The organism is Actinomycetes bacterium (genome assembly GCA_035489715.1).
GTDB lineage: Bacteria > Actinomycetota > Actinomycetes > JACCUZ01 > JACCUZ01 > DATHAP01.
Map to the genome: position 1 here is coordinate 1 of DATHAP010000027.1, position 8,008 is coordinate 8,008.

Below are 8,008 nucleotides of genomic sequence, written 5' to 3' on the forward strand. Positions count from 1 at the left end.
AGGACCGTAAGACCCTCCGCGGCCGGTGCCAGATGATCGATAATCGCTGGCCACGGGGCCGCCGGACACGAGTAGGGCGGTCGGGACGGGTGCACGTCGAGGATCGGTCGGGCCTGCCGGGTCCCGGCACGCTGCTGCGCACCCGGACGTCCGCGCCGGTGCCGTCCGCCCGGACCATCGCGCGCCCCCACCTCCTGGCCCGGCTGGAGGAGGCGGCGGCCCGGCCGGTCACGCTGGTCAGCGCCGGCCCGGGCTGGGGCAAGACCGAGCTGGTCTCGCACTGAGCCCACCACGGGCAGCGGCCGGGACCGGTGGCCTGGCTGGCGCTCGAGCCCGACGACGACGACCCGGCGCGGCTGTGGACCCACCTCCTGGTGGCCCTGCGCCGGAGCGGGGCGATCGCCGGCTCGCCGCTGGAGGCACTGCACCCGCCGGTCGACCTCGACGCGGGCTTCGTCGACCGGGTCGTCGAGGGGCCCGCCGAGCGACCGTCGCCGGTGGTCCTGGTGCTCGAGGACCTGCACGAGGTGCAGTCCCGTGAGGCACTGGCCGGCCTGGGGCGGTTGCTGAGCACCATCCCGAACCAGCTGCGGCTGGTGCTGGTGAGCCGGTCGACCCGGCCCTGCCCGTCCACCGGCTGCGGGGCCGTGGCGACCTTGCCGAGGTGCGGGCGGCGGACCTGGCGCTGGACGAGGAGGAGGCCCGCGCGCTGCTCGCTCAGCACGGCCTCGACCTGCCGGCCGACGAGCTGGCCGCTCCGGTGGCCCGCACGGAGAGCTGGGCGACCGGCCTGCGCCTCGCCGCGCTGGCCCTGGAGAGCCAGCCGACCGCGGCGGAGCGTACCGAGGCGGTCGCGCGGTTCGCGGGTGACGAGAGGACCGTCGCCGACTACCTGGTCGCCGAGGTGGTGGGCCGGCTTTCGGCCCGGCTGCGGACCTTCGTCCTGCAGACCAGCGTCGTGGACCGCTTGGACGCGGGGCTGGCCGACGCCCTCACCGGTGGCACCGACGGCCCCAAGGCTCTGGACGCGCTGGCTCGCTCCGGCGCGCCCTTCGTCGCCCTGGACCGGGGCCGCGGCTGGTACCGCTGCCACCAGCTGTTCGCCGAGATGTGCCGGCACCAGCTCGCCGTCGAGGCGCCGGAGACGGTGCCGAGCTGCACGCCCGGGCGGCCCGCTGGTACGCCCGCAACGACGAGCCGGTCGAGGCGGTGCGGCACGCGCTGCTCGCCGGGGACTGGGAGCTCCTCGGCGACCACATCCTGCGGGTCGCGGGCGCCCAGGTCTTCGACGAGGAAGGATGGGCGCTGCGCCGGCTGCTGCGAGAGGTGCCTCCTGACGTCTGCCGACCGGCCCGCGATGGCCAGTGTGCGCGTGCTGGCCCTGCACGACGAGGCCGACCCGCTCGAGCAGGAGCTGCGGGTGCGGCTGGCCGAGGACTGCTCGAGCGCGCGCCGGCTGGTCCGGAGGCCCTCGTCCTGGCCCTGGCCGGGGCGGCCGCCGCGCGGTCCCGCCTCGACGTGGTGGCCGCGGCCGAGGGGAGCGCCCGGGCCCTGCGGCTCGCCGCCGGGATGTCCCCGTCCCAGGTGCCGGCGCTTCCGCAGTACGTGGCCTTCGCGCACGTGCTGCTGGGCAAGAGCCTGGTGTGGGTGGGGGAGCTGTCCGGCGCGCAGCGCCACTTCGAGCAGATCCTGTCCGACCCGGACGACACCGAATGGCCCGACCAGCCCTACCGGCCCGGCCGGCCCGAGAGCCCCGTGCACGCGACGATCCTGGCCCGCTTCCTACCTGTCGCTGATCCACGCGATGCTCGGCAGCCTGCAGTTCGCCCGACGCCAGGCCGACTCGGCGTTGGAGAGGCCACCCGCCTGGGCCGTGACGACGACGTGCAGTGCACCGTCGCGCACCTCGCGCTGGTGCTGGTTCATCTCCAGCGCGGCGACCGGCCCGAGTGCGACGCCGCGCTGGCACGGGCTGCTGCCGTGCTCGACCGGCGGCCCGATCCGATCCTCGACGTGGCTCGGCAGCTGGCCGGCACCCGGCTCGCCGCGGACGTGGGGGCCGACCCGTCGGGTGCGCTGGCCGTCCTCGACGCCGCGCGGACGACGCTCGACTCGTTGCCACCGGTGCCGTTCCTGACCGTGTGGCTGGTGCTGGTGCGCGCCGAGGTGCTGCTGGCGGCCGACCGGGCCGACGAGGCGCTCGCCGTGCTCTCGGCCGGGCCGGACGCACCGCTCGACAGCACCGGCTACGGCCGGCTGCTCGGAGGGCGGGCCCTGCTCGGGCTGGGCCGGCCGGCCGACGCCCTGGACCTGGTGGGCCCGCTCCTCGACGACCCACAGACGACCGAGGTCCAGGTGGTGGAGGCCTGGCTGGTCACCGCGCTGGCCGCCGACCGGCTCCGGCTGGACGCTGCCGCCCTGTCCTCGATCGGGCGGGCGCTGGACGCCGCGGCTCCCGAGTCCCTGCTCCGGCCCTTCTACACGATGGGCGCCGGGCTGGACACGCTCCTCGACCGTCACCGACGGCTGGTCGGCAGCCACGCCGCCCTCGTGGCCGGGCTGCTGTCGCTGCCCGGCGGACCGGCCCCCGACCCACCGCCCGTGCATGGGGCGCTGACGGACCGGGAGCTGACCGTGCTCTCCCTGCTGCCGACCCTGATGAGCAACGCCGAGATCGCCCACGAGCTCTACGTCTCGATCAACACCGTCAAGGCCCACCTCAAGTCGCTCTACCGCAAGCTCGGCGTCTCCAACCGGCGTGAGGCGGTGCTGCACGGTGCGCACCTGGTGCCGACCCGGCCGGGACGCACGACGGCGCCGCTGCCCTGACGGCGGCCCGCACTCCGGCTAGCTCGGGTCGCCCCGGTCCTCGCCCGACGACGCGGCCTTCTCGGCCCACCGCCGGGCGATGGCCGGGCCGACCAGGCGGGCCGCGATGCCGATCACCAGGAGGTCCAGCGCCATCTGCACCGTGACGGCGATCCGGGCCGCCGACCCGACGGCGTGCACGTCGCCGAAGCCGACGGTGGCGACCGTGGACACGGTGAAGTAGAGCGCGTCCACCCGGTTGTTCAGGTCGACGAACTCGTCCTCTCGGGTCGCCAGGCTCAGGTAGGTGAGGGCGAAGAACACGACCAGCGCGTAGACGAGGGCCACCAGCGCCTCGAGCCGCACGCCGTTGTCGTCGGGCGCCGTGCGCCGCCGACGTACGAGGGCCACCACGGCGTACCCGATGGCGATGACGCCGCCGGCGAACAACAGCCACGACAGCAGCGGGGGAGCGTCCTTGCCCGGCACGGGGCAGACGAAGTAGATGGCGAGGCAACCCAGCACCACCAGGACGTTGCGACCGACCCGGGACCTCATCGGGGGCTCACCGGCACACGTCCGCATCCACGGTCAGGCCGCCGTCGGTGACCCGGAGGCTGACCAGGTCGACCCCGGCGTCACGGACCCGGCGCACCAGGTCGGCCAGCTCGGCCTCGTCCCGGACCGGGCCGGGCAGCGTGGTCGAGACCGGCTCGACCACCGAGGTGAAGCCCTCGAACGAGCCCATGCTGAGCGTGCCGACCACGCCGGTGACCCGGATCTCGACGACGGTCGGCTCCGGCGCGGACGGGTCGGCGCTCACCGGACCGGGTCCTCGCTCCGGTGCGGGTCCCGTCCGGGATCGCCCTCGGCCGGGCGCTGCCGCACCTCGACGAGGTGCGCGCCGGTCTGCTCCAGCCGCTCGATGACGCCGTGCAGGGCCGCCTGGTCCACGACGACCCCGGTGAGGACTGTCTCGTCGCCGTGCTCGCGCACCGCCAGACCCGGGAGCTCGGCCACCGCGGCGGCGTCCAGGTGCCCGCGCACTCGGAACTCGTACGTGGCTGGCTGCACACCGCCTCCGGGTGGTCGTCTTCCCTCGTCAGCGCCACTGTCGCTGACAGCGGGCCGCCGTGACGTCACCCCGGCCGGGTGAGGATGCGTCGACGCGTTGGGCCGGGCACCTGGGGTTGCAGGCTCGACGTCTACGGCAGCCGACCGGACCGTCCCCGCTGCTGGCGACGTGCTGGTGTTCCAGGCGACGTCGGCCGTCGGCGAGGCCGGGCTCGCGGCGTACCGCGCGGCCGAGAGCTGGCTGGCCACCCCGGCGACCCCCCGGCCGCTGGAGGCTGGGACCCCGCCCGGTCGGGCCGCGACTCACCCCCCATGGGTGACGCCGTCCCGGCGTGCCGGCTGGAGGCTGTGAGGCAGGTCTTCCCACTTGATCGTGAGGCTCGACATGACCGGCAGCGCCGACCAGACCACGACGGCAGCGGGCGGGGTGCCCACCCAGACCTCCACCGAGGCCGAGCTCACCAGGCTGCGCGCCCAGGTGGCCGAGCTGCAGGCGCAGGTCGACACCCCGGGGCGGCCCGGCGGCTGGTGGCGCCCGTGGGTGGCCGGAGTGCTGATCGCGATGGCTGCGCTGCTGGCCCCGATCGCGGTGGTCGCGGCGTGGGCCCACGACCAGGTCAGCGACACCGACCGCTACGTGGAGACCATCACCCCGCTCGCCAGCGACCCGGCCGTGCAGGACGCGATGGTCAAGCGGATCACACAGGAGATCTTCACTCGCCTCGACGTACGCGCCGTCACCAACGAAGCTGTGGACGCGCTGGCCGAGCAGGGGCTCCCGCCCGGCGCCGCCGCCACGCTGACGGCCCTGTCCGGAACCCTCGCCAGTTCGATCGAGTCCTTCGTGACCGACAAGGTCCGCCAGTTCGTCGAGTCGCCGGAGTTCGCCGACGCCTGGGTAGCCGCCAACCGCGAGGCGCACACCCAGATGGTGGCGCTGCTGACCGGGAAGGACACCGAGAAGGTCACCGTCACCGACAACGCGGTCCAGGTCAACCTGGCCGCGGTCATCAACGCGGTCAAGGCCCGACTGGTGGCGCGCGGCTTCGAGCTGGCCGATCGGCTGCCGGAGATCAACGCGACCTTCACCGTGTTCGAGTCGGCCGACCTCACCACGGCGCAGAACGGCTTCCGGCTGCTCAGCAGCGTCTCGCGGGCGCTCCCCGTCGTCGCGCTGCTGCTCGCCGGCCTGGCGGTCTACATCTCCCGGGAGCGGCGCCGGGCCTTGATGTACGTCGGCGTGGCGGTGGCCGGGTCGATGCTCCTCCTGGGGGTCGGGCTCAACGCGGCACGGGCCGTCTACCTCGACGCCGTACCGCCGGAGCAGCTCTCCCCGGCCGCCGCGGCCAGCATCTACGACACGCTCGTCGAGTTCATCCGGCTCAACCTGCGCGCGGTGCTGGTGGTGGCGCTCGCCGTCGCCATCGGCGCCTGGCTGAGCGGGCGGTCGTCCGGCGCGGTCGCCACCCGGGGTGGGATCGCCCGCGGGTTCGCCGCCGTCCGGGGCGGGGGCGAGCGGGTCGGGCTGAACACCGGCCCGGTGGGGGCCTGGGTGCACCACTACCGCACCGCCCTGCGCGCGGTCGTGATCGGCGGTGCCGTCCTGGTCTACGTGCAGGCGGCGCACCCGACCGGCGCCTGGACGCTGAAGGTCCTGGGCGTCGTCGTCCTCCTGCTGGTCGTGGTCGAGCTGCTCGCCCGGCCGCCGGACGAGACCGCGGCCGCGGCCGGCCCTGACGGCGGGCCGACAGCCTCGGTCACGCCCTGACGCCGACCGCGACCTCCGGCACCCGCTCGGTGAGCGGCAGCCTGACCACGAACCGGGTGTCGCCGGGCTGCGACTCCACGGTGAGGTCGCCGCCGTGCCGGGCGACGACGATGCGGTAGGAGATGTCGAGCCCGAGCCCGGTGCCCTGGCCCACCGGCTTGGTCGTGAAGAACGGCTCGAAGATGCGCTGCCGAAGCTCCTCGGGGATGCCCGGGCCGGTGTCCCCGACCTCGACCCGCACGTGGTCGCCGTCCAGCGAGGTGCGCAGCGTGAGGGTGCCCTGGCCGTCCATCGCCTGCAGCGCGTTGTCGATCAGGTTGGTCCACACCTGGTTCAGCTCGCCCGCGTACAGCGGGATCACTGGCAGAGACCGGTCGAAGTCCTTGACGACGGTGACGCCCTCGAGCTTGCCCGCCAGCATCGCGAGCGTGCTCTTGATGCCCTCGTGGACGTTGGCCCGCTGGAACGGTGCCCGGTCCATGTGCGAGTACTGCTTGGCGGCGGCGACGAGCGAGGAGATCCGGGTTACCGAGTCGGTGATCTCGCGCAGCAGCAGCTCGGTCTCCAGCGTGTAGGTGAGCCAGCGGACCGCGCCGTCGAGCATGTCCGGCCGCGCCTCCGTGGCGACCCGGTCCAGGAACGCGGGTGAGGTGCCTGCCGAGGTCAGCACCGGGGCCAGCTCCCAGCCCTGCCGCACGCCGTGCTCGTCGAGCCAGAGGGTCAGCTCGTCCTCGCGCTCCGACGCCTCGAGGGGGCTGAGCTCGGGCGCGTCCGCGACGGCGGCGACCGCCTCCTCCTGCACGTCGACGAGCAGCTCGAGCAGCTTGGGGTCGATCTCATCGTGCGCGAGCATCGCGAGCTTGTGCCGCATGCCGGCGACCCGCTCGCGCAGCGCCGCGTTGGCCCGGACGGCTGCGGCCGCCGGGTTGTTGAGCTCGTGGGTCAGGCCGGCCGCGAGCGAGCCCAGGGCGAGCAGCTGCTGGCGCTGGCCGACGATCTGCTGCGACCGGCGCAGGCCCATGAACAGGCCCTCCAGCAGGTGCATGGCCATCGGGAACCAGTCGCGCACCGCACGGCCGAAGTCACCCGCCGGAACGACCCACACGCGCAGGTCGCTGATGCTGCGCACGCTCGCCGCGTAGGTCTCCGACTCGGCCGCGTCGACGTAGGCGGTCATCGCGCCGAAGTACACGCCGACCTGGTCGGTGCGCACGGTCTCGACGTCGTCCGGGCCGACCCGTCGGCTCATCGCCAGCGTGCCCTGCAGCAGCAGCACGACGACCTCGGCCGGGTCCCCCTCGGCGATGAAGGTCGTGCCCACGGGCACCTCCACGACCCAGCCGCGACCCGCCAGCCAGTCGAGCTGCTCGTCGTCGAGCTTCTCGAACAGGAAGAGCGTGCGCAGCTCGTCGCGGCTCAGGCGGGCATCGGTGGGCTCGGCGGACAGACTGGTCATGGCGACCCCAGGTAGCGGTGGGCGAGCGTGACGGCCATGGCGCCCTCGCCGACGGCCGACGCGACCCGCTTGACCGAGTCGGCGCGTGCGTCACCGGCGACGAAGACGCCGGGGATGCTGGCCTCGAGCGGCCACGGGTCGCGGTCGAGCTGCCACCCGCGCGGCCGGCGGCCGTCGACCACGAGGTCCGGCCCGGTGAGCAGGAAGCCCCGCGGGTCACGGGCGAGCGTCCCGTCGAGCCAGTCGGTGCGCGGCTGGGCGCCGATGAAGACGAAGGCGTGGCTGGTGTCCAGCCGCTCGGTGGCGCCGGTGCCGACGTGGCGCAGCGTCACGGCCTCCAGGTGACCGTTGCCGTGCGCCTCGTCCACGACCGTCTCGAGCCGGTAGCCCACGTTGGACAGCGCCTCGAGCTGCTCGACCAGGTAGGCCGACATGCCGTGGGTCAGCGACGGAGCGCGCACGACGATGGTCACCGACTTGGCCACCCGTGCGAAGAACACCGCGGCCTGCCCGGCCGAGTTGGCCCCGCCCACGACGACCACGTCGGCGTCGGCGCACTCATCTACCTCGGTGGCGGCCGAGCCGTAGAAGAGGCCGCTGCCGGTCAGCTCTGCGCAGCCCGGTGCCCCGAGGTCGCGGTACGAGACCCCGGTCGCGACGACGACGACGTGCGCGGCGACCTCCCTTTCCTCGCCGAAGCGCACGACCCGGGCCGGCCCGTTGGCGCGCAGCCCGACGACGTCGCGGGCGGTGAGGATCTCGGCCCCGAACCTGGTCGCCTGGCGACGCGCCCGGTCGGTCAGCTGGGCGCCCGAGACGCCGTCCGGGAAGCCCAGGTAGTTCTCGATCCGCGACGACTGACCGGCCTGGCCACCGGTCGCCTGCCGCTCGACGAGCAGCGT

8 protein-coding genes are annotated in these 8,008 nt (G+C 74.3%); 3 read left to right on the forward strand and 5 right to left on the reverse strand.

Annotated elements, in window-relative coordinates:
• Positions 1-89: 89 nt before the first annotated feature.
• Both VK640_02425 and VK640_02430 read left to right on the forward strand, forming a co-directional pair.
• On the forward strand, positions 90-284 hold the full coding sequence (locus VK640_02425; protein ID HTE72037.1) for a hypothetical protein: 195 nt from the start codon (positions 90-92) through the stop codon (positions 282-284).
• A gap of 826 nt (positions 285-1,110) precedes the next feature.
• Positions 1,111-2,829 carry a LuxR C-terminal-related transcriptional regulator gene (locus VK640_02430; GenBank protein HTE72038.1) on the forward strand — a complete coding sequence of 573 codons (1,719 nt, stop codon included), beginning with the start codon at positions 1,111-1,113 and terminating at the stop codon, positions 2,827-2,829.
• Between the two features lie 18 nt (positions 2,830-2,847).
• On the opposite strand, the gene VK640_02435 is transcribed toward VK640_02430, so the two are convergent.
• The 3 genes from VK640_02435 to VK640_02445 are packed head-to-tail and all read right to left on the reverse strand — an operon-like array spanning position 2,848 to position 3,855.
• Entirely contained in the window at positions 2,848-3,366 is a 519-nt protein-coding gene (locus tag VK640_02435; GenBank protein HTE72039.1) for a potassium channel family protein, read from the reverse strand.
• A gap of 7 nt (positions 3,367-3,373) precedes the next feature.
• Entirely contained in the window at positions 3,374-3,631 is a 258-nt protein-coding gene (locus VK640_02440; GenBank protein ID HTE72040.1) for a hypothetical protein, read from the reverse strand.
• Positions 3,628-3,855 (reverse strand): hypothetical protein, encoded by a 228-nt coding sequence (locus VK640_02445; protein ID HTE72041.1) that lies wholly within the window; start codon positions 3,853-3,855, stop codon positions 3,628-3,630. Before VK640_02445 ends, VK640_02440 begins: the two co-directional genes overlap by 4 nt.
• A gap of 412 nt (positions 3,856-4,267) precedes the next feature.
• Between VK640_02445 and VK640_02450 the strand changes: the two genes are divergently transcribed.
• Positions 4,268-5,650, forward strand: a complete 1,383-nt coding sequence (locus tag VK640_02450; protein HTE72042.1) for a hypothetical protein — start codon at positions 4,268-4,270, stop codon at positions 5,648-5,650.
• On the opposite strand, the gene VK640_02455 is transcribed toward VK640_02450, so the two are convergent.
• Together VK640_02455 and VK640_02460 are read right to left on the reverse strand one after the other, a co-directional pair.
• Positions 5,640-7,106 carry an ATP-binding protein gene (locus VK640_02455; protein ID HTE72043.1) on the reverse strand — a complete coding sequence of 489 codons (1,467 nt, stop codon included), beginning with the start codon at positions 7,104-7,106 and terminating at the stop codon, positions 5,640-5,642. The genes VK640_02450 and VK640_02455 overlap by 11 nt on opposite strands.
• Positions 7,103-8,008 (reverse strand): NAD(P)/FAD-dependent oxidoreductase (locus tag VK640_02460; GenBank protein ID HTE72044.1); only part of this gene is annotated, 906 nt, incomplete at its 5' end. The genes VK640_02455 and VK640_02460, both read right to left, overlap by 4 nt.

Excerpts from the sequence above, each read along its gene's own strand:
- VK640_02435 (HTE72039.1), bottom strand. The coding sequence starts at position 3,366 with ATGAGGTCCCGGGTCGGTCGCAACGTCCTGGTGGTGCTGGGTTGCCTC.
- VK640_02450 (HTE72042.1), top strand. The coding sequence starts at position 4,268 with ATGACCGGCAGCGCCGACCAGACCACGACGGCAGCGGGCGGGGTGCCC.
- VK640_02455 (HTE72043.1), bottom strand. The coding sequence starts at position 7,106 with ATGACCAGTCTGTCCGCCGAGCCCACCGATGCCCGCCTGAGCCGCGAC.